The following is a 20,037-nucleotide window of genomic DNA, read 5'->3' on the forward strand; positions in this document are numbered from 1 at the left end:
TGAAACGGCATATGCACGGCACAGCATCGTCGTCCCGGCTCGGGCACCTGCACATGGCCTGTCGCGCGTGCAGGCCAGTGAGAATGCCAGCATGTCGTGATCGCATGATGCGATCATTCATCCCCAATGTAGCGAGACCATTTTCACCGGAGACCCCATCCGGCGAGCGCTCCCGCATGCCCGTATGCAACGTCCGCCAGACGGCGATTCCAGGCTGGAGGACACGTCCTGCATCAACGCCGGGCGGCGAGAGACAGCAAGGACATTTCCAGGCAGCAAAGACGATAATGAAACACCGATAGCAGCACACCACACCGAAGCGGATTGCCGCATAACGGGCTGCCGATAACAGCCCCCGTTTATCCGAAGATTGACAGGACGGCCAGGGAGGCTCCTTCCGCCATCAGGGCAGGAAGCGGACGTCATGCTTTCGATATCTGCCAGCACCCCGCGTCCGGGCCGCGCTCACTGTCGTCGGCCGGACATCTTCGATGTATCCACCGAAAGAGCCACCGAATGCTTCTCGACAATATCAAGATCCGCACGAAAATTGTGTGTGTCATCAGTCTGATGGCCATTGTGTCCCTCGCAGGGCTGGCCTTCGTCAGCCTCCAGTTCAAGCAGGCCGACACGCAATATTCGCGCTTCATCGCCGCCGATACGGCCGCAGCAACGCTCAGCGCACACGCGACCGCCAACCTTGCCCAGATGGGACTGCAACTGGCCAACGCATCGCTGCTCTTCGACCTGGGCTCCGAGGAATACAAGAACGCGATGGAGCGTTACGAAGCCAACAGGAGCGAGATCAGGGAACGCCTCCAGACGATCGCCGAACTCGTTCCGGCGATAGCGGCGAATGTCGAGAATATCCGGGCGCCGCTGGATCAGGTCGACAGGCTCGACCGGCAGACGATCACGCTGGTCCAGAATCGGAAAAAAACGGAGGCGGCGGCCATCATGAAGCAGCGGGGCAACATCGCCCGCAGCCTGCTGCCGCAGTTCACGGCGATGACCCATGAATTGACGAAGAATGTCGATGACGGCAGCAACGAACTGTCCGACAGAACCGACAACACGATCCTCTACAGCCTCCTCGGTCTCGGCCTTGCCGTTCTCGGCGTCATCGTGCTCGGTCTTTACGTTTCCGCGCGCGGGATCACGGGTCCGATCGAGCGGCTTCGTGGTCGGATGCTTTCGCTTGCCGGTGGCGAGACGCAGGCCGAGATTGCGGGTCTCGGTCGCAAGGATGAGGTCGGGGAGATGGCGCAGGCTGTTTCGGTGTTCCGTGACAATGCGCTGGAACGCATCCGCCTGGAACGGGAAGCGGAGGCCAACCGCAGCCTGTCGGAGAAGGAGCGCATCGAGCGCGAGGCGCAGAGGGCCCGGGAGGCCGAAGAGGTCCGGTTCGCCGTCGACAATCTGGCCGCCGGCCTTTCGAAGCTGTCCGACGGCGACGTGTCCTACCGCATCGCCCAGCCGTTTGCGGCTACGCTCGACGCCGTGCGCAACGACTTCAACGCTTCGGCGGAGAAGTTGCAGTCCGCGCTGAGCCGGGTGGCCGAGAACGCCCGCGGCATCGATGCCGGCGCCAACGAGATCAAGTCGGCGGCCGACGACCTGGCCAGGCGCACCGAGCAGCAGGCCGCCGCCGTCGAGGAGACCGCCGCAGCCCTCGAACAGATCACCACCACCGTCAAGGATTCGACCCGGCGCGCCCAGGAAGCCGGCCAGCTCGTCAGCCGCACCCGTTCCGGCGCGGAACAGTCCGGCGAGGTGGTGCGCCGCGCCGTCGTCGCGATGGAGCGCATCGAGAAGTCGTCGAGCGAGATTTCCAACATCATCGGCGTGATCGACGAGATCGCCTTCCAGACCAACCTTCTCGCGCTCAACGCGGGCGTCGAGGCGGCGCGTGCCGGCGATGCCGGCAAGGGCTTCGCTGTCGTGGCGCAGGAGGTGCGCGAGCTGGCCCAGCGTTCGGCCAATGCCGCCAAGGAGATCAAGGCGCTGATCACCGCCTCGAGCGAACAGGTGCAGGAAGGGGTGCAGCTCGTCGGCGACACCGGAAAGGCACTGGAAACGATCGTGGCGGAAGTTCAGGAGATCAACCGCCACGTCGCGGCGATCGTGGAGTCGGCGCAGGAACAGTCTTCCGGCCTCCAGCAGATCAACACCGCCGTCAACCAGATGGACCAGGACACGCAGAAGAACGCGGCGATGGTGGAAGAGACGACCGCCGCCACGCACAGCCTGACGAAGGAGGTCGCCTCGCTCAACGCGCTGCTGACGCTGTTCAGGCTGTCGTCGGGTGCGCCGCAGGCGGCGGCGCCCGTGCGCCGGGCAACGGGTGGGGAAGCCCCCGCCCCGTCGCCGGTGCGCGCGCTCGGCCGCAAGATCGCCGGCGCCTTTGCCGGCAATGCCGCCGTCCGCAAGGACGAATGGGAGGAATTCTGATGAATGCCGGCAACACCGTAACGGACGACACGCTCGAAATCATCGCCTTCATGCTGCATGAGCAGCAGTTCTGCGTGAAGACGACCTCCATCCGCGAGATTCGCGGATGGGCACCGGTGACGCCGCTGCCGCGGGCGCCGGCCGACGTCATGGGCGTGATGAACCTGCGCGGCACGGTCATCCCGATCGTCGACCTGGCGGTCAAGCTGGGCATGGCGAAGGCCGAGACCAGCGAGCGCAGCGCCATCGTCGTCACCAGCATAAAGGGGATGACGGTCGGCCTGATGGTCGACCGGGTTTCCGACATTCTCACCGTCGCCGCCGGCGAGCTTCAGCCGGTTCCCGCCGGCATCGGAACCGATACCTCCTACGCACAGGGAATCATCGCCCGAGACAAGGCCATGATCTGCTTCCTCAACCTCGAAGCCATCTTCGCAGACACCGATCCAGAAGAATGGAACCAATGCGCGTGAATTATTCCGGCAGGGTGTGACCCTGCCGGTAAATTACCGGATGATTTTTCTCTAGTTTTCCTATAACGGATGCCGCAGTTTTTGATAAACCGCAAAAAAAACTGGGTAAGATCATGATTACGGACGATAAAGATAACTCCCCGCTCACCGATCCATTGAACGACGCTCTGCCGATGAATCGCAGGCAGGTCATTGGAACCGCGTTGGCGGGGCTGGCAGTGGCGGCTCTGCCAGGAACGCCTGCGCTGGCGACGACCGCCGCCAGGAAAGTGGACGTTCTGCTGATCGGCGGCGGCATCATGAGCGCCACCCTCGGCATATGGCTGCGCGAACTCGAGCCCGGCTGGTCGATGGAGATGATCGAGCGGCTGGACGGCGTGGCGCTCGAAAGCTCCAATGGCTGGAACAATGCCGGGACCGGCCATTCGGCGCTGGCCGAACTCAATTATACGCCGGAGGACACCAGCGGAAACATCCAGATCGCCCAGGCGGTGACGATCAACGAGGCCTTCCAGATTTCCCGCCAGTTCTGGGCCTGGCAGGTGCGCAACGGCGTCCTGAAGAACCCGCGTTCCTTCATCAACTACACCCCGCATATGAGCTTCGTGTGGGGCGACGACAATATTGCCTATCTGGAAAAGCGCTACGAGGCGCTGAAGGCGAGCCCGCTGTTTGCCGGCATGGAATATTCGAGCGATCCCGAGCAGATCCGCAAATGGGTTCCGCTGATGATGGAGGGGCGTGACCCCGGCCAGAAGATCGGCGCGACCTGGTCGCCGCTCGGCACCGACATGGAATTCGGCGAGATCACCCGCCAGTTCGCTTCCCATCTGCAAAGCCAGCCGAATTTCAGGCTGAACCTGTCCAGCGAGGTGGAGAGCATCAAGCGCAACGACGACGGCACCTGGCGTGTGACGTACAGCAACGTCAAGGACGGTTCCGAACAGTCCGTCGACGCGAAGTTCGTGTTCATCGGCGCCGGCGGCGCCGCGCTGCACCTGCTGCAAATGTCCGGCATACCGGAGGCCGACGACTATGCGGGCTTCCCGGTCGGTGGCTCGTTCCTCGTGAACGACAATCCCGACGTGACCATGCAGCATCTGGCGAAGGCCTATGGCAAGGCCGCGGTCGGCTCGCCGCCCATGTCCGTTCCGCATCTGGACACGCGGGTGCTCGACGGCAAGCGCGTCATCCTGTTCGGACCCTTCGCGACCTTCTCGACCAAGTTCCTGAAGGACGGTTCCTATTTCGACCTTCTGTCGGCCACCAACACCAGCAACGTCTGGCCGATGCTGCGCGTCGGCGTCGACCAGTATCCCCTGATCGAATATCTGGCCGGGCAGCTCATGCAGTCCGACGACGACCGCTTCGCCGCGCTGCGCGAATACTTCCCGAACGCGAAAAAGGATGAGTGGCGCCTGTGGCAGGCCGGCCAGCGCGTGCAGATCATCAAGCGGGACGAGGAGAAGGGCGGCGTTCTCAAGCTCGGCACGGAAATCGTCAGCGCGAAGGACGGCAGCATCGCCGGCCTGCTCGGCGCGTCGCCGGGCGCGTCCACGGCGGCGCCGATCATGCTCGGCGTGCTGGAAAAGGTCTTTGCCGACAAGGTGGCGACGCCCGAGTGGCAGGCACGGATCCGCCAGATCGTTCCGAGCTACGGAACGAAGCTGAACGACGATCCCGAGAAGGCTTATGAAGGCTGGGTCTATACGAGCGAGCAGTTGCAGCTTCCGGCCCCGCCGCAGATCGACGTGGCATCCTTGCGGGAGCCCGCCGCCAGCGACGGCGTCGTCAGGCCGGTTCCCGACCTGGCTCCCTGAGCACCTTTCAAAACGGGCCGTCCGCGTTGCGGGCGGCCTTTTTTGCAGAGAACGTTATCCTCGTGTCAGCAGCAGCAGCCGGTCGCGGACGTTTGCGGCATCCATGATCGCGGAGCTGTCGTTGCTCGTCAGCACGGCAAGCCACGCACCGTCGGCGGCGAGGCGCACGATTTCCAGCATCGGGTCGCCATCGGTCTCGTGATGACGGTGCAGCCGCGCGGCGAGCCAGTCCGACCAGAGCCGGCGCAATTCGGATTCGGCCATCATCGAGACCAGCAACGCAGCCCACGGGCTATCCTGGCCGCAATCGCCGATCACGAACATGGAGTCGACATAGGCGCGGGTGAACCTGCCCCGCGGCTCCGCATCCCTCGACATGGCGTCTTCGAGCTGTGCGTCCAGGCTTTCGAGAAGGTCGGCGAACATGCCTTCGACCAGCGCCTGCTTGCTTGGAAAATGATGGAAGAGACCGCCCTTGGTCACTCCGGCGGCATCGGCGACGGCCTGGATGGTCACGCCGGCGACGCCCTGATCGACCGCCAGCTTTTCGGCAGCGTCAAGCAGGGCGCGGCGGACGCGTTCCGGCTGCTTCCTGCGGCTGTGGGCGCTCGTCATCGTCAGTGGGTCGTCGTGTTGGAGAAAAGGTTCATCACCACCACGCCCGAAACGATCAGCCCGATGCCGATGATCGCCGCAGCGTCCAGCGTCTGGCGGAAGACCACCACGCCGATACCGGCCGTCAGCACGATGCCGAGGCCGGCCCAGATCGCATAGGCCACCCCGAGCGGCATGGCCTTGAGGGCGTGGGACAGAAGGTAGAAGGATGTGACGTACAGGCCCGCCATGATCAGGGTCGGCCAGAAGCGGGTGAACTGCTCGGATTTCTGAAGAAAGGTCGAGCCGGTCACTTCGCTGACGATAGCGATGGCGAGGAAGCCGTAGGCCATGACGACGGGGTTCATGGGGATCACCGTTGATCGAGAAAGGGATGGGCCAATAAATACCAACCATCCGGTATCTTTCAAGGGAAATTTTCGGGGACGACCATCCTGTTCAGTTAGCGAAGCTTACCCGTCCCGCCAGCGCAGCAGCCGATGCTCGACCCGCTCGGCGAGCGTGTTCAGCGCGTATCCGATCGCACCGAGCATGACGACGCCGAGCATGACGACGTCCATTTCGAACCTTTCCCGCCCGGCGATGATCAGGCCGCCCAGTCCCGGGCCGACGGCCATGAAATATTCCGCTCCGACGGTGGCGAGCCACGAATAGATGAGGGCGAGATGCACACCGTTGAGGATCGAGGGAAGGGCCGCAGGCAGGCGCGCCCGCCGGAAGATCTGGGTTGGCGTCAGGCAGAGCGAGCGGCCGACCTCGAGGATCTGCGGCGACAGGGAGCGCATGCCCTCCGTGGTGTTCAGCGCGACGGGCAGGAACGCGGCGAGGGTGACGAAGGCGACCTTTGCGGTCTCTGCAAACCCGAACCACACGGAGATGATCGGAATCCAGGCGAGCACCGCGATCTGCTTGAGGGCATGGAAGCTCGGGCCGATCAGCCGGTCGGCCGTGTTGGAAAGGCCGAGAAGCGCCCCGAAGAGGATGCCGGCGACGGTGCCGAGCGTGAAGCCGGTGAGATCGCGGAGGAGGCTTGCCCCGACATGCAGCAGAAGCTCGCCGGTGTGGACTTCGCGCCAGGCCGCCAGCACGATGTCCTGCGGCGGCGGCAGGAAGCGCGGATCGATCCATCCGAACGTGCTGGCCGCCTGCCACAGCACCAGCAATGCGAGGGGAAGGCGCAGGCCCGGATGGAGATGCCGCGCGAAAGGGGCAGGGCGGCGGGAGGCGACAGAGGTGATCTCGCTCATTCCGCAGTCTCCAGTCGCCAGCGTTGCAACCGCAGCTCGACGCGCGCCAGTGCGTAATCCATCAGGAAACCGGTCAGCCCGATCAGGATCATCGCGAAGATCATCGTGTCCAGCCAGAACATCTGCCGCGCCCAGACGAGCTGGAAGCCGAGGCCTTCGGAGGAGGCGAGAAGCTCAACGGCCACCAGCGCTGTCCACGCCTTGGTGAGTCCGTAGCGGATGCCGGTGAAAATCGGCGCGACCGCCGCGGGCAGGATGAGAAGGCGCAGGCGCTGCGCCCGCGTCAGGCAGAAGACGTCCGCGACCTCGTGAAAGGCCCGGGGGACGCCGCGCAGGGCCGCGGCGGTGCTCATGACTACAGGAATGAAGGCGGCCTTGGCGATGATGACGATCTTCAACGCCTCGCCGATCCCGAGAAACAGCATCAGCAGCGGAATCCAGCCGATGGTCGGCACCTGGGCGATGGCGGTGAAGAGCGGGCGGATGTGATCGTCGAGGCCGCGCCAGAGGCCCATCGCGAAACCGAGAATCAGGCCGGTGGTCGCACCGGCGACGAAGCCGAGCGCCACGCGGCTTGAACTCCAGCCGATATGGGTCAGCAGGTCGCCTTCCCGCACGGCGGCGATGGCGGCGTCGAGCACATAGGCCGGCGGCGGCAGGATCTGTTCCGGCAGCCATCGGTAAAGCGACGCGAAATGCCAGACAACGACCAGCGCCGCCGGGAAGAGGAGCGCCGTTCCGATCCGCAGGAGCCAGCCGGGTAGGGTGAACGGGGCAAGCGCCGCCACCGGCAATGTTTCGCGGATATCGGTCATGCGACCGCTTCCAGCGGCGTGCGCGCACCGGGCGGTGTCCGGATTCCGTCGAGAATATCGAGGACCGTGTTGCGGATCGGCGCGATCTCCGGCATGCGGCGGTCCCGGGGATAAGGAAGCGGCACATCCACGATTTCGGCGATCCGTCCCGGCCGGGGCGACATGATCACGACGCGCCCGCCGAGCAGCACCGCTTCGTCCACGTCATGGGTGACGAGGAGCGCGGTGATCCTCTCCTTCTGCCAGATGCGCTGAAGCTCGTCTTGCAGATGGGCGCGGGTGAAGGCGTCCAGCGCGCCGAACGGCTCATCGAGCAGCAGAAGGCCGGGCCTGTTCACCAGACCGCGCGCGATCGCCACGCGCTGCGCCATGCCGCCCGAAAGCTGGCGGGGATATGCCCTGGCGAAATCCGAAAGCGACACGAGCGCGAGATGTTCGCGCACCAGTTCCCGCTTCTCGGCATTGCCGAGGCCGGAATTCTCCAGTCCCAGCGCGATGTTGCCCTCCACGTCCAGCCAGGGAAAAAGACGCGGCTCCTGAAAGACGAGCCCGCGTGACAGGCTCGGCCCGCTGACCTGCGTGCCGTCGTGAAGGACATGGCCCTCGGAGCGTTCCAGACCGGCGATGATCCGCAGCAGGGTGGATTTTCCGCAGCCGCTCGCCCCGACGATCGTGACGAAACTGGCGCGTTCGACGTTGAGATCCACGTTCGTCAACGCCGTGATCTGCCGTCCGTCGACGTGGAAATGCTTGGTCACGGATTGAACCGACAGATAGTTCGAGGGCGGAGCGGGGGGCACTTGGCGGGGCATCGCAGGGATCCTTTCCAATAATTACATATAGTCTATAAAATAAGTAGACAATTATGACAACGGTGATCTACAAGGTTTGTGTTTTGCCACGCTTGCGGATCGGAAGCCCATGTCAGACCATAAAGAAACACCCCGGCAATTGAGCCTCGGCGCCTTCCTCATGGGGGCGGGACACCATATAGCGGCCTGGCGGGATCCCGCCGGCGCGCCGCAGGCGGCCTTGAACTTCCGCAATTTCGTCCGCGCCGCGCAGAAAGCGGAAGCGGCGCGGTTCGACCTCGTTTTCCTGGCGGATTCAGCCTCGATCCGCGAGGTGGAGAGCCCGTCGCTGGAGCTGGAGGAGCGGGCGGTGCGTTTCGAGCCCCTGACATTGCTGTCGGCGCTCGCCGCCGTGACCGAACGGATCGGCCTCGTCGGCACGGCATCGACCACCTACAACGAGCCGTTCAACATCGCCCGCCGCTTCGCGTCGCTCGATCGCCTGAGCGGCGGCCGTGCGGGCTGGAACCTCGTGACGTCGAGCAACCCGTCCGACCCGGGCAATTTCGGTCAGGACGCCTTGCCCGATCATGCGGAGCGCTATCGCCGCGCCCACGAATTTCACGAGGTCGTCAGGGGGCTGTGGGATAGCTGGGACGAGGGAGCCCTTCTCTACGACAAGGCGGCGGGCGTGCTCTTCGATCCGCAAAAGCTCCATCCGCTTAACCATGCCGGCGAATTTTATCGCGTGCGCGGGCCGCTCAACGTGCCGCCTTCACCGCAGGGCCATCCCGTCGTGGTCCAGGCCGGCGCCTCCGACGACGGGCGCGAAACCGCGGCGAGGACCGCGGAGGCCGTGTTTTCCGCGCATCAGAGTTTCGAGGAGGCCGCGGAGTTCTATGGTGATGTCAAGGAACGCCTGTCACGTTACGGCCGGTCGCGCGGGTCGCTGAAAATCCTGCCCGGCGTTTCTCCGGTCGTGGGACGAACCGAGGAGGAGGCGCGGCAGAAGTTCCGTTCCCTTCAGGACAGGATCGACCCCGTCGTCGGTCTCGCGCTGCTGCGCCCGATTGCCGGCGGTGTCGACCTTTCGGCCTATCCGCTCGACGGGCCGTTGCCGGAGCTTCCGCCGACCAACGCGGGCAAGAGCCGCCAGAAACTGCTCATAGACCTGGCGCGCCGCAAGGGCCTGTCGATCCGCGAGCTTTACCTGGAAATCGCCGGCGCCCGTGGCCATTGGCAACTTGTCGGCACGCCGGCGCAGATTGCCGACGAACTGGAATATTTCTTCCGCAACGAGGCGGCCGACGGCTTCAACATCATGCCGCCGCAGCTCGACTGGGGGCTCGACGATTTCATCGAACTCGTGGTGCCCGAATTGCGCCGGCGCGGGCTTTTCCGCAGCGAATATGCGGGGCGCACGTTGCGCGACCATCTGGGTCTTGCGCGCCCGGTCTCGCGGCGGGCGAGCGTCCGTCCTGTCCCGACTCCAGCCGAATGAGGTAACGTCATGACGAGAAAACGCCAGATATCGCTGGGCGCCTTCCTGCATCCCTCCGGCCATCATGTCGCCGCCTGGCGGCACCCCGACGCCGAGCCGGATGCGGGCGTCAACCTCGCCAACTACACCCGGCTCGCGCGACTGGCCGAATCCGCCGCCTTCGACCTCGTCTTCCTGGCCGACACGGTCGCCGTGCCGTCCGAGGAGCCGGATTACGTCAGCCGCACGACCCGCGCGACGCTTTTCGAGCCGCTGACCCTGATTTCGGCTCTGGCCGCCGTGACCGAACGCATCGGCCTGATCGCGACCGTTTCGACCAGTTTCAACGCGCCCTATAACCTTGCCCGTTACTTCGCGTCGCTCGACCTTCTGAGCGGCGGGCGCGCCGGATGGAATCTCGTGACCTCGGGAAGCCGTCTGGAAGGCGAGAACTTCAACGACCTCGAGGGATATGTCTCGCACGAGGAGCGCTATGCCCGCGCGGCGGAATATGCCGATGTCGTTCAGGGGCTGTGGGACAGCTGGGAAGACGGCGCGATCCTCGACGACCGCGCGTCGGGGCGCTACCTCGATGCCTCGAAGCTTCACCGGCTGCGGCATCGGGGCCGCTATTTCAACGTGGAGGGTCCGCTCGGCATACCGCCATCCGCGCAGGGGCGCCCGGTTCTGGTGCAGGCGGGTTCGTCGCCTTCGGGGCGCGATCTTGCGGCGAAGAGCGCCGAGGCGGTTTTCACCGCCCAGCGGACGCTTGCCGATGCGCAGGAGTTCTATGGCGACGTGAAGGAGCGGACGCGCCGCTACGGGCGCAGCGCGGACGATATCCGCATCCTGCCCGGCGTCTTTCCGGTGGTCGGCCGCACCGAGGAGGAGGCGCGGGCGAAGTTCCAGGTCTTGCAGGACCTCGTTCATCCGGTGGTCGGGCTGAACTACATCCAGTCGCACCTCGGCGGCGTGGACCTGTCCGGCTATCCGCTCGACGGCCCGCTTCCCGAAAACCTGCCGAAGACGGAAGGCAACCGCAGCCGGCAGGAGATTCTGCTCGATCTCGCCCGCAAGCGGAACCTGACGATCCGCGAACTCTATCTCGAAATCGCCGGCGCGCGCGGTCACTGGCAGATCGTCGGCACGCCGGTGGAAGTGGCCGACGCGCTGGAAAGCTATTTCCGCGAGGGCGGGGCGGATGGCTTCAACATCATGCCGCCGCACCCGACGGGGCTCGACGATTTCATCGAGCTGGTGCTGCCCGAGCTGCGCCGCCGCGGCCTGTTCCGCGAAGGCTATGAAGGGGACACGCTGCGCGATCACCTCGGGCTTCACAAGCCCGCCAACCGTTTTGTCGCTCCCGCAGCCGCGGAGTGAATGCCGATCTGCTTCGAAAAGGATTATCGACGATGAAACGCAGAGACTTCCTGGCCTGCGCCGCCGCAGCCGCCGGTGTGCTGGCCGCTCCCCATGTCCGCGCCGCCGTGCCCCTGGCGGTCCGCTTGGGATATTCCGGCATTGGCGCCGACAACCGCCCTTTCGCGCAGGGCAACAGCTGGGCGACGACCCATGCGCTCGGGCTGGTGGAGGAAGAGTTCAAGGGCGACCCGGACGTGGCGTTCGAGTGGTATTTCTTCCGCGGTGCCGGGCCGGCCGTCAACGAGGCGCTGGCCAACCGGCAACTCGATTTCTACTCCCAGGGCGATCTGCCTTCCGTCGTCGGCCGCGCCAGCGGCATCCGCAGCAAGCTGCTTCTGGTCGGCGGCACGCGGCGGCCGGTCTATCTGGCCGTTCCGGCCGGGTCCGACATTACCGGAATCCCCCAGTTGAAAGGCAGGAAAATCGCCTTGCAGCTCGGCACGAACAATCACCTCTCCGTTGCGACGGTTCTCTCCGAGCATGGACTGAAATGGTCCGACGTGACGATCGTGAACCTCGACAACGCCTCCGCCAATGCCGCGCTTGCCAGCCGTCAGGTCGATGGCGCTTTCGGCGATGTCAGTTTCCTGCGCTTGCAGGAGCAGGGATTGGTCAAGGTGGCCTATAACAGCAATTCCGACACGCCGACGGCGGCGCGGGTCGGCTCCACCTTCGTTACGGAGGAGTTCGAGCAGAAATATCCCGAAGTCACGCAGAGGATCGTCAAGGCGTTCACGCGCGGCGCCGAATGGTCTTCCCGGGAGGAAAACCGCGACGCCCTGATCGCGCTCTGGGCCAAGTCGGGCACGCCGGAATCGGTCCTGCGGAGCGATCTCGATGGCGTCGACCTGAAAATACGCCATTCGCCGCTGCTGGACGGCTTCACGCATGAGCTTTACCGGCGGAAGGCCGCGCAGGCGAAGGAATTCGGCCTGATCCGCCGGGAAATCGACATCGACGACTGGCTGGAACCGAAATATCTCGATGTCGCCATTCGCGACCTCGGGCTCGAAGGGCTCTGGACGCCTTTCGACAAGAACGGCAAGCCGGACGCCTGACGGCCGGGCCATCGGCACAGCTTCCACGGGCGTGCCGTCAGGATTGCGATGTTCTCGTGATCGGCCCCGGTCTCTCATCAGGGCCCTTGCCCGCTAGCGGGCGATGGGTTAGGAGGGTGGTGCCGGTTTCCGCAAGGAACGAAGAGGGAATTCGCAGCGGTCCCGAAAGGGCCGCAAACGAAACTGCCCCCGCAACTGTAGGCGGTGAGTCCGCGCCGATCGAGCCACTGGAGTTCATCCGGGAAGGCCGTCGCGGACGAAGACCCGTCAGTCAGGAGACCTGCCGGCACCTGTAACTGAACGCGCCGGGCGGGGATGTCCGGGGAGGGTGTCGATGTATTCTGTCCAAAGCAGCGGTAAACCGCGCTACGCCGTCGCGGCGCAGCTCCTTGCGTTGCCTGCGCGGCTTTCAGCGCCTTTTCCCATCATGTCCCGGATTCCGGTTTCTGTCTGATCGGAGATCCTGACATCATGACTGTTTTTCGCCTTGCCCTTGCGGCAACCGGCCTCGTTGCGGGCCTTGCGCTCTCATCCGCCGCCAACGCGACCACCTATCCGCTGACACTCGAAAACTGCGGCGAGACGCTGACCTTCGAAAGCGCGCCCGCCAGCACCGTCACCGTCGGGCAGGCGGCGACCGAGGTGCTCTATTCGCTCGGCCTCGCCGACAAGGTGACGGGAACCTCGGTGTGGTTCAACGAGGTTCTGCCCGAATTCAAGGAGGTCAATGTCGGGATCGAGCGGATGGCCGACAACGATCCGAGCTTCGAAAGCGTCGTGGCCAAACGCCCCAGCCTCGTCACCGTCCAGTTCGTCTGGCATGTCGGGCCGGAAGGCATCGTCGCCACGCGCCAGCAGTTCCACGATCTGAGCATCCCGACCTATGTGCTGCCCGCCGATTGTATCGCCAAGGACAATACGGTCGGCGTCGACGGCACCCGCAGCGAACTGTTTTCGATGGACAGCATCTATCGGGGCATCGGCGAACTGGCGGCGATCTTCGACGTCGAGGAACGCGGCAGGACGCTGGTCGACGCGTTGAAGGCGCGCGAGGCCGCCGCCGTCGACCGGGCGAAGGCTCTGGACCTCGATGACGTTTCGGCGGTGTTCTGGTTCTCCAGCGCCGATATGGACATCGACCCCTATGTAGCCGGGCGCAAGGGCTCCCCGGGTTACATGATGGACAAGCTCGGCATCCGCAACATCGTCGAATCCGACGAGGAATGGCCGGTCGTCGGCTGGGAGACCATCGCCCGAGCCAACCCGACCGTGATCGTGATCGCGGAGATGGACCGCCGCCGTTTCCCCGCCGACGATGTGGAGAAGAAGCTCGAATTCCTCAGGACCGATCCGGTCGCCAGCCAGATGGAGGCGGTGAAGAACGGCCGCATCGTGGTGATGGACGCCCATGCGATGGACGCCACGATCCGGGCGGTGGCCGGTATCGAGGTGCTGGCCGGTGCGCTGGAAGACTTCGGTCTTTCGAAATGAGTGAGCCCGCTGCCCGCTTGCGGCGCGGCGCGCGGGGCGGGCCGGCGCTGGTGGCCGTTGCCGTGCTTGCGGCGGCCATTCTGGCGGGGGTCTCGATCGGCGAGACGCCCATCCCGCCGTCCGTCGTGTTCCAGACGCTTGCCAATCGGCTGTTCGAGGCGGGCTACGCCCTCGACGCCATCGACGCCGGCATTGTCTGGAACTACCGGCTGACGCGCGCCATCGTCGCGGCCTGCTGCGGCGCGGGTCTGGCCATTTCCGGCGTGGTGCTGCAATCGCTGCTGCGCAATGCGCTGGCCGATCCCTATATTCTCGGCATTTCGGCCGGCGCGTCGACCGGGGCGGTGGCCGTCACCATCGCCGGTCTCGGTGCAGGCATGCTGTCGCTTTCGCTCGGTGCCTTCGCCGGCGCGCTTCTCGCCTTCGCGATGGTCGTGGCTCTGGCACGGGCGGCGGGCGCCGGCCCCGGTCCCGGCGCGTCGGGCCAGATCGTGCTGGCCGGCATCGCCGGCTCGCAGCTCTTCAACGCGCTCACCTCCTTCGTCATCGCCAAGTCGGCCAATTCCGATCAGGCGCGCGGCATCATGTTCTGGCTGATGGGCAATCTGAGCGGCGTGCGCTGGCATGACGTCTGGCTGGCCGTGCCGGTGGCGATCCTCGGCGTGGCGGTCTGCATCTGGCATGCGCGGGCGCTCGATGCTTTCACCTTCGGCACGGAATCGGCGGCCTCGCTCGGCGTGCCGGTCCGGCGTGTGCAGGCGGTGCTGATCGCCACGGCGGCGCTGATGACGGCGGTCATGGTCAGCATGGTCGGCTCCATCGGCTTCGTCGGTCTGGTGGTGCCGCATGCGGCGCGCTTCCTCGTGGGGGTGCGTCATGTCCGGCTGGTCCCGGCCTCGGCGCTGATGGGGGCGGTGTTCCTGATCGGATGCGATGTGCTGTCGCGCACCCTCATTCACGGACAGGTGCTGCCGATCGGCGTCATCACCGCGCTTGCCGGAGCGCCGGTCTTCGCCCTGATCATGATCCGCGCCCGGAGGCCGCAATGATCCTTGTTGCGGAAAATCTCGGTTGGTCGGCCGGCCGCACCGAAATCGTCTCCGGCATCGATCTCGAAATCCGTAAGGGCGAAAGGCTGGGGCTGGTCGGGCCGAACGGTTCGGGAAAATCGACGCTGCTGAAGCTTATCGCCGGCATCCGCAGCCCGGGCCGCGGCCGCGTTCTTCTGAAGGGAAAGCCGCTTTCTGCCATGCGGCGCGGCGAGATCGCAAGGACGATCGCCCTGGTCGAGCAGCAGGCCGACACTGGCGAGCGGATCAACGTGCGCGATGCCGTGGAGCTTGGCCGCACGCCCTGGCTTTCCGCCCTGCAACCGTGGTCGGAAAAGGACGACGCCATCGTCGAGGAGGCGCTGGCCGCCGTGTCGATGACGGCGTTTGCGAAGCGCTCCTGGGCAACGCTTTCGGGCGGCGAGCGCCAGCGCGTCCATATCGCCCGGGCGCTGGCGCAGCGCCCGGAAATCCTGCTGCTCGATGAGCCCGCCAACCATCTCGACGTCCATCACCAGCTCGCGATCCTGCGGCTTGTCTTTGCCCTGCCGGTGACGACGGTGGTCGCGCTGCACGATCTCAACCAGGCGCTCGAATGCGACCGCATCGGCGTGATGGACAGGGGACGCCTCGTGGCGCTCGGCCCGCCGGCAGATGTGCTGACCGCCGACTGCCTGCACGGCATTTTCGGCGTCGGTGCCTCCGTCCTCACCGATCCCGCCGACGGCGCACGGGTCTTCCGTTTCCGCACCCTGTCCTGAAAGGTTGTCAGCCGCATGCGCAGATTGCTCGTTCCGCTCGCTCTCATTCTCCTGTCCGCCGCCCCGGCGCTCGCCGAGACCATCGAGGTGAGGATGCTCAACCGCGGCGAGGCGGGGCCGATGCCCTACGAGCCGGATTATCTTGAGCTGAAGCCCGGCGACATAGTGCGGTTCATCTCCGTCTCCACCGGCCACAACGCCGCGACTATCGACGGCTTCATTCCCGAGGGTGCGGAAGCCTTCCGTGGCAAGCTCAACGAGGAGATCGAGGTGACGTTCACTACGCCCGGCTTCTACGGCATCAAATGCACGCCCCATTACGCGATGGGTATGGTGATGCTGATCCAGGTCGGCGAGGCGCCAGCCGATCAGGTGACGTTGCCGGAAAACCTGCCGCCACGCGCGAAGAAGCGTTTCGAGGACATCATCGCCCGCGCCACGGCGAAGTAACGCGGTGCGTCCAGCGTATCCTGACCCTAGCTCCGGCTGCTCCGCGCCGCCGCAAGCGCGCCGGGCGGATGGCCGGTGATGCGCTTGAAGGCGCGGCTGAACGCCGCCTGCGAGCCGTAGCCGAGCCTGAGGGCGACCGTTTCGATCGGCATGCGCTCCTTGGCAATCCATTGCGCGGCGAGGCGCATGCGCAGTTCCGTCAGGTAGCGCAATGGCGTGATGCCGGTGACGTCGAGGAACCGTTCGGCGAAGACCGAGCGGGAGGCTCCCATGCGGTCGGCAAGCTCGGTGAGCGTCCAGTCGTGCCCCGGCGCGTTGTGGATCGCGACGATGACGCGGCCGAGGCGCGGATCGCGCAGAGCGGCGATCCAGCCGGTCGCATCGCCGCAGCCGCATTCGACCCAGGCGCGGACGATCAGCGCCGCGACGACATCGGCAAGCCTCGACAGGATGCCGGCGAAGCCAGCCCGCGCACCCTTCGCCTCGCGCTCCATCGCTTCCAGCATCGGCAGGATTTCCGGGTAGCGGTCGATGAGCGTGCCGACGAACATGATCTCCGGCATCAGCGCCACCAGCGGATGAAGACCGCCGAGGTCGAATTCCATGCAGCCGCTGAAGACGATCGCGCGGCCATCCGCGCAAGCTTCGCCGTTGCAGGCCTTGATGGCGCTGACGGCGGCGCAGAGCGGCGCGGCGTCGAGCGAGCGCACGTCGCGGCATTGGATGTCCGGGTCGGAGACCAGCGCGTGCGCGCCGCCGCGCGGCAGAAGCACCGCATCGCCGGTGTCGAGCCGGTGGAAGGTGCCGCCGGGCGTTCGCAGATGCACCGGCCCCCGCGCCACGAAATGGAACTGGGCCCGGCCCTCGATCTCGCCGAAGGCAATGCCGAATGGCGGCGCCGCCTCGATGCGGCCGTAGTCGAGCCCGACGAGCCGCATGCCCATGAGCAACTCACTCACGAGGTCGGGATCGAGCGGCGCTCGGGAAGTTTCGGACTTTCGATCAAGCATGCCGGATTTTGTGACATGGATCGTCCGGCAAGTCCAGCCTATCCTCGCCTCCATCGTTCCTCCACTCCCAAGGAAAGTTTCATGAATCCATCCTTCGAACCCGCCACGGGCGGCACGGCGGAGACCCCCGCATGGACGGCGGTCGTCTCTATGGCGCTCGGTGTCTTCGGCCTCGTGACGGCGGAGTTCCTGCCCGCCAGCCTGCTCACCCCGATTGCCGCCGAACTCTCCATTACCGAAGGCGCGGCCGGTCAGGCCGTGACGGTGACGGCGGTGGTCGGCATGGTGGCGAGCCTGCTCGTCACCTCGGTCGCGCGGCGCATCGACCGGCGGCACCTGATGATGTTCTTCTCCGCCCTGCTGGTCCTTTCCAACCTGATGGTGGCGGCTGCGCCGGGGATGACGCTGCTTCTGGTCGGCAGGCTGATCCTCGGCGTCGCGCTCGGCGGCTTCTGGGCGATGTCGACCGCCATCGTCATCCGGCTGGTGCCGCTGTCGAAGGTGCCGCGCGCGCTTTCCATCGTGTTCAGCGGCGTCGCGGCGGCGACCATCGCGGCGGCGCCGCTGGGCAGCTATCTCGGCGAACTGGCCGGCTGGCGGTCGGTCTTCGTGCTCGCGGCGGGCCTCGGGCTGGTGGCGCTCGTCATGCAGGCGCTGAGCCTGCCACGGCTGCCCGCGACCGGATCGACCGGCCTGCGCACGCTTGCCAGCGTTCTGGCCCGGCCGGGCATCGCATGGGGCCTCATCGCGGCGACGCTGGTTTTCGGCGGTCACTTTGCCGTCTTCACCTATCTGCGCGCCTATCTCGAAATCGATGTCGGGGCCCGTATCGAAGTGATCTCCACCGTCCTGCTCGGCTTCGGGCTTGCGAATTTCGCCGGCACGCTGTTTGCCGGGGTAATGATCGCCCGCAGCCTGCGGATGACGCTGACGCTGGTGCCGCTGACGCTCGGCGCCTTGGCGCTGATCATCGTGGCCGCCGCCCCGACGCTTGCAGGCGCGGCCCTGATCGTCGCCGTCTGGGGCTTCCTGTTCGGCGCTGTTCCGGTTTCGTGGTCGACCTGGCTGGCGCGCACCGTTTCCGACGAGGCGGAAAGCGCCGGCGGCCTGCTGGTGGCCTCGATCCAGTTCGCCATCGGCATGGGGGCTGCCATCGGCGGGGTCGTGTTCGACCTGAACGGTGCGACGGGCGTCTTCACGCTCAGCGGCATCGTGTTTCTGGCCGCCGTCATCGGCATTCTGCTTGGCGTGAAGCCGCGGCCGGCGGCTGCCGCGCTCGGTTCGTGACCCGATCCTCCGGCCGGCGATTTTTCGCCGGCCGGCGCGGGCATCGGCTTCTTCCTCAATAAATAATAAAATCGATATATTTTATCTTTAATCAAGTTCCGCGGTGGAAAGGCATGCTTTGTCCTTCCGCGCCTCCTGTAGAAGAGTTGCCTCCCGATGGGCCGGTCGTGGCACCGGTTTTCCCACGGAGGAGGTTTGCATGTTTTCCTTGTCGCGTCGCGTGCTGTTCAGGGGCGCGGGGGCGCTTCTGGCCGCCACCGCCCTTTCGTCCGGCGCCTTGTCCGCCGGCGCCGCTTTTGCCGGGAGCGCTTCGCCGCAAAGCGGCGGCACCCTGAATTTTCTGGCCGCCGTCCAGCCGCCGGCGCTCATCCCGTTCTCGCCGGATTATTCCAGAAGCATCGGTCCCAAGGTGGTGGAGGGGCTGCTCCGCTACGATTTCGACCTCACGCCGAAGCCCGCGCTGGCGACCGCATGGGACGTAAGCGACGACGGGCTGACCTACACCTTCACGCTGCGCGAGGGCGTGAAATGGCATGACGGAAAGCCGTTCACGGCGGCCGACGCCGCCTTTTCGATCCAGCTTCTGAAGGAGATCCACCCGCGCGGGCGCGCGACCTTCGCCAATGTCTCGGCAACCGATACGCCCGACGATCACACGCTGATCCTCAGGCTTTCGCAGCCGGCGCCTTATCTTCTGAATGCACTGGTTTCGAGCGAATCGCCCATCGTCGCCAGGCATATCTATGAGGGTACCGACCCGAAGACCAACCCGGCCAACAATGCGCCGGTCGGCACAGGGCCTTTCCGCTTCGTCGAACTGGTGCATGGCAGCCACCTCATTCTTGAGCGCAACCCGGACTACTGGGACGCCGGCAAGCCCTATCTCGACCGCATCATCTTCCGGTTCATCTCCGACCAGGGCGCGCGGGCCGTCGCGCTTGAAACCGGGGAGGCGGACGTGGCATCGGGAACGCTGGTGCCGCTCAGCGAGGTGGAGCGCATCAAGGGCTTTCCGCACATCGCTATCGATTCACGCGGATCAATTTTCGACGCCGGCGTGAAGCGTCTCGAATTCAACCTCGACGACCCTTATTTCAAGGATATCCGCGTTCGTCAGGCGGTTGCGCACGCCATCGACAAGACGGTCGTCCATAATGTGATCTGGTACGGTTTCGGCGAGATCGTCTCCGGGCCGATCAGTCCGGAACTCGTGCCGTTCCGGGCCGACGACCTGCCGGACTACGATTTCGACCCGGCAAAATCGGAAAAGCTGCTCGACGAGGCCGGCTATCCGCGCGGGCAGGGCGGCATCCGCTTCCGCGTCGTGCATGATTTCCGCCCGGCGACGGAAGGCGACAGGCGCACTGCCGACTATGTGAAGCAGGCGCTCGCCAAGGTCGGGATCGAGGTCGACGTGCGCGTCCAGGATTTCGCGACCTACGTCAAGCGCGTCTATACCGACCGCGACTTCTCGTTTACGACCAATTCCATGACCAATACCTTCGACCCGACGGTCGGCGTGCAGCGGCTTTACTGGTCGAAGAACTTCAAGCCGGGCGTTCCCTTCTCGAACGGCTCCCACTATGCCAATCCGCAGGTCGATGCGCTTCTCGAAGCCGCGGCGGTCGAGGTCGATCCCGTCCGCCGCAAGCAGCTCTGGACGGACGTCCAGAGGCAGGTCATCGCCGATCTGCCCGATCTCAACCTTCTGACCGATTTCCAGTTCTCCTTCATCAACCGGCGAGTCGTCGATGCGATCGTGGACGCCGCCGGCATTTCCGGCGATTTCGCTTCCACCTGGATCAAGGCATAAGAGG

The 20,037-nt window shown here is 65.3% G+C and carries 18 protein-coding genes and 1 riboswitch; of the genes, 12 read left to right on the forward strand and 6 right to left on the reverse strand.

Going from position 1 to position 20,037, the window contains the following annotated elements:
* Positions 1 to 516 precede the first annotated feature (516 nt).
* The 3 genes from NOF55_RS10145 to mqo all read left to right on the forward strand — a co-directional run bounded on the left by NOF55_RS10145 (position 517) and on the right by mqo (position 4,744).
* Positions 517 to 2,451, forward strand: coding sequence for a methyl-accepting chemotaxis protein (locus NOF55_RS10145; RefSeq protein WP_306411257.1), 1,935 nt, complete (start codon positions 517 to 519; stop codon positions 2,449 to 2,451).
* The gene (locus NOF55_RS10150; RefSeq protein ID WP_306411258.1) at positions 2,451 to 2,924 is read left to right on the forward strand and encodes a chemotaxis protein CheW; all 474 of its coding nucleotides are present in this window, start codon (positions 2,451 to 2,453) and stop codon (positions 2,922 to 2,924) included. Before NOF55_RS10145 ends, NOF55_RS10150 begins: the two co-directional genes overlap by 1 nt.
* Positions 2,925 to 3,037: 113 nt before the next feature.
* Positions 3,038 to 4,744: a malate dehydrogenase (quinone) gene (gene mqo, locus NOF55_RS10155; RefSeq protein ID WP_306411259.1), complete on the forward strand. Its 1,707-nt coding sequence runs from the start codon at positions 3,038 to 3,040 to the stop codon at positions 4,742 to 4,744.
* A 54-nt stretch (positions 4,745 to 4,798) separates the two neighbouring features.
* On the opposite strand, the gene NOF55_RS10160 is transcribed toward mqo, so the two are convergent.
* The 5 genes from NOF55_RS10160 to NOF55_RS10180 all read right to left on the reverse strand — a co-directional run bounded on the left by NOF55_RS10160 (position 4,799) and on the right by NOF55_RS10180 (position 8,233).
* A complete protein-coding gene (locus tag NOF55_RS10160) occupies positions 4,799 to 5,359 on the reverse strand; it encodes a TetR/AcrR family transcriptional regulator (RefSeq protein ID WP_306411260.1) in 561 nt (186 codons plus the stop codon).
* A gap of 2 nt (positions 5,360 to 5,361) precedes the next feature.
* A complete protein-coding gene (locus NOF55_RS10165) occupies positions 5,362 to 5,706 on the reverse strand; it encodes a DMT family transporter (RefSeq protein ID WP_306411261.1) in 345 nt (114 codons plus the stop codon).
* A 105-nt stretch (positions 5,707 to 5,811) separates the two neighbouring features.
* Positions 5,812 to 6,606, reverse strand: coding sequence for an ABC transporter permease (locus NOF55_RS10170; RefSeq protein ID WP_306411262.1), 795 nt, complete (start codon positions 6,604 to 6,606; stop codon positions 5,812 to 5,814).
* Positions 6,603 to 7,421: an ABC transporter permease gene (locus tag NOF55_RS10175; RefSeq protein WP_306411263.1), complete on the reverse strand. Its 819-nt coding sequence runs from the start codon at positions 7,419 to 7,421 to the stop codon at positions 6,603 to 6,605. The genes NOF55_RS10170 and NOF55_RS10175 overlap by 4 nt, the downstream gene beginning before the upstream one ends.
* Entirely contained in the window at positions 7,418 to 8,233 is an 816-nt protein-coding gene (locus tag NOF55_RS10180; RefSeq protein ID WP_306411264.1) for an ABC transporter ATP-binding protein, read from the reverse strand. Before NOF55_RS10180 ends, NOF55_RS10175 begins: the two co-directional genes overlap by 4 nt.
* A 109-nt stretch (positions 8,234 to 8,342) precedes the next feature.
* On the opposite strand from NOF55_RS10180, the gene NOF55_RS10185 reads away from it, so the two are divergent.
* From NOF55_RS10185 to NOF55_RS10215, 7 genes are all read left to right on the forward strand, one after another.
* Positions 8,343 to 9,713, forward strand: a complete 1,371-nt coding sequence (locus tag NOF55_RS10185) for an LLM class flavin-dependent oxidoreductase (protein WP_306411265.1) — start codon at positions 8,343 to 8,345, stop codon at positions 9,711 to 9,713.
* Positions 9,714 to 9,722: 9 nt separating this feature from the next.
* Complete coding sequence (locus tag NOF55_RS10190) at positions 9,723 to 11,072, forward strand: LLM class flavin-dependent oxidoreductase (protein ID WP_306411266.1); 1,350 nt, start codon at positions 9,723 to 9,725, stop codon at positions 11,070 to 11,072.
* A gap of 32 nt (positions 11,073 to 11,104) precedes the next feature.
* Entirely contained in the window at positions 11,105 to 12,172 is a 1,068-nt protein-coding gene (locus NOF55_RS10195) for an ABC transporter substrate-binding protein (protein ID WP_306411268.1), read from the forward strand.
* A 106-nt stretch (positions 12,173 to 12,278) separates the two neighbouring features.
* A riboswitch (cobalamin riboswitch) is annotated at positions 12,279 to 12,474 on the forward strand.
* 169 nt (positions 12,475 to 12,643) lie between these two features.
* Positions 12,644 to 13,663: an ABC transporter substrate-binding protein gene (locus NOF55_RS10200; protein WP_306411269.1), complete on the forward strand. Its 1,020-nt coding sequence runs from the start codon at positions 12,644 to 12,646 to the stop codon at positions 13,661 to 13,663.
* Positions 13,660 to 14,712 (forward strand): FecCD family ABC transporter permease, encoded by a 1,053-nt coding sequence (locus NOF55_RS10205; RefSeq protein WP_306411270.1) that lies wholly within the window; start codon positions 13,660 to 13,662, stop codon positions 14,710 to 14,712. The genes NOF55_RS10200 and NOF55_RS10205 overlap by 4 nt, the downstream gene beginning before the upstream one ends.
* The gene (locus NOF55_RS10210) at positions 14,709 to 15,473 is read left to right on the forward strand and encodes an ABC transporter ATP-binding protein (protein ID WP_306411271.1); all 765 of its coding nucleotides are present in this window, start codon (positions 14,709 to 14,711) and stop codon (positions 15,471 to 15,473) included. Before NOF55_RS10205 ends, NOF55_RS10210 begins: the two co-directional genes overlap by 4 nt.
* A gap of 15 nt (positions 15,474 to 15,488) precedes the next feature.
* Entirely contained in the window at positions 15,489 to 15,923 is a 435-nt protein-coding gene (locus NOF55_RS10215) for a pseudoazurin (RefSeq protein WP_306411272.1), read from the forward strand.
* A gap of 26 nt (positions 15,924 to 15,949) precedes the next feature.
* On the opposite strand, the gene NOF55_RS10220 is transcribed toward NOF55_RS10215, so the two are convergent.
* Positions 15,950 to 16,882 (reverse strand): AraC family transcriptional regulator, encoded by a 933-nt coding sequence (locus NOF55_RS10220; protein WP_306411273.1) that lies wholly within the window; start codon positions 16,880 to 16,882, stop codon positions 15,950 to 15,952.
* Positions 16,883 to 17,014: 132 nt separating this feature from the next.
* Here NOF55_RS10220 and NOF55_RS10225 point away from each other — a divergent pair, with 132 nt between their 5' ends.
* The gene (locus NOF55_RS10225) at positions 17,015 to 18,220 is read left to right on the forward strand and encodes an MFS transporter (protein WP_306411274.1); all 1,206 of its coding nucleotides are present in this window, start codon (positions 17,015 to 17,017) and stop codon (positions 18,218 to 18,220) included.
* A gap of 199 nt (positions 18,221 to 18,419) precedes the next feature.
* Positions 18,420 to 20,033 (forward strand): ABC transporter substrate-binding protein, encoded by a 1,614-nt coding sequence (locus NOF55_RS10230; RefSeq protein ID WP_306411275.1) that lies wholly within the window; start codon positions 18,420 to 18,422, stop codon positions 20,031 to 20,033.
* Positions 20,034 to 20,037: the final 4 nt, after the last annotated feature.

The organism is Ectorhizobium quercum, assembly GCF_026552795.1.
Lineage (GTDB): Bacteria > Pseudomonadota > Alphaproteobacteria > Rhizobiales > Rhizobiaceae > Ectorhizobium > Ectorhizobium quercum.

Excerpts from the sequence above, each read along its gene's own strand:
- NOF55_RS10210 (WP_306411271.1), top strand. The coding sequence starts at position 14,709 with ATGATCCTTGTTGCGGAAAATCTCGGTTGGTCGGCCGGCCGCACCGAA.
- NOF55_RS10200 (WP_306411269.1), top strand. The coding sequence starts at position 12,644 with ATGACTGTTTTTCGCCTTGCCCTTGCGGCAACCGGCCTCGTTGCGGGC.
- NOF55_RS10145 (WP_306411257.1), top strand. The coding sequence starts at position 517 with ATGCTTCTCGACAATATCAAGATCCGCACGAAAATTGTGTGTGTCATC.
- NOF55_RS10205 (WP_306411270.1), top strand. The coding sequence starts at position 13,660 with ATGAGTGAGCCCGCTGCCCGCTTGCGGCGCGGCGCGCGGGGCGGGCCG.
- NOF55_RS10190 (WP_306411266.1), top strand. The coding sequence starts at position 9,723 with ATGACGAGAAAACGCCAGATATCGCTGGGCGCCTTCCTGCATCCCTCC.
- NOF55_RS10230 (WP_306411275.1), top strand. The coding sequence starts at position 18,420 with ATGTTTTCCTTGTCGCGTCGCGTGCTGTTCAGGGGCGCGGGGGCGCTT.
- mqo (WP_306411259.1), top strand. The coding sequence starts at position 3,038 with ATGATTACGGACGATAAAGATAACTCCCCGCTCACCGATCCATTGAAC.
- NOF55_RS10180 (WP_306411264.1), bottom strand. The coding sequence starts at position 8,233 with ATGCCCCGCCAAGTGCCCCCCGCTCCGCCCTCGAACTATCTGTCGGTT.
- NOF55_RS10150 (WP_306411258.1), top strand. The coding sequence starts at position 2,451 with ATGAATGCCGGCAACACCGTAACGGACGACACGCTCGAAATCATCGCC.
- NOF55_RS10215 (WP_306411272.1), top strand. The coding sequence starts at position 15,489 with ATGCGCAGATTGCTCGTTCCGCTCGCTCTCATTCTCCTGTCCGCCGCC.
- NOF55_RS10160 (WP_306411260.1), bottom strand. The coding sequence starts at position 5,359 with ATGACGAGCGCCCACAGCCGCAGGAAGCAGCCGGAACGCGTCCGCCGC.
- NOF55_RS10195 (WP_306411268.1), top strand. The coding sequence starts at position 11,105 with ATGAAACGCAGAGACTTCCTGGCCTGCGCCGCCGCAGCCGCCGGTGTG.
- NOF55_RS10175 (WP_306411263.1), bottom strand. The coding sequence starts at position 7,421 with ATGACCGATATCCGCGAAACATTGCCGGTGGCGGCGCTTGCCCCGTTC.
- NOF55_RS10185 (WP_306411265.1), top strand. The coding sequence starts at position 8,343 with ATGTCAGACCATAAAGAAACACCCCGGCAATTGAGCCTCGGCGCCTTC.
- NOF55_RS10225 (WP_306411274.1), top strand. The coding sequence starts at position 17,015 with ATGAATCCATCCTTCGAACCCGCCACGGGCGGCACGGCGGAGACCCCC.
- NOF55_RS10170 (WP_306411262.1), bottom strand. The coding sequence starts at position 6,606 with ATGAGCGAGATCACCTCTGTCGCCTCCCGCCGCCCTGCCCCTTTCGCG.
- NOF55_RS10165 (WP_306411261.1), bottom strand. The coding sequence starts at position 5,706 with ATGAACCCCGTCGTCATGGCCTACGGCTTCCTCGCCATCGCTATCGTC.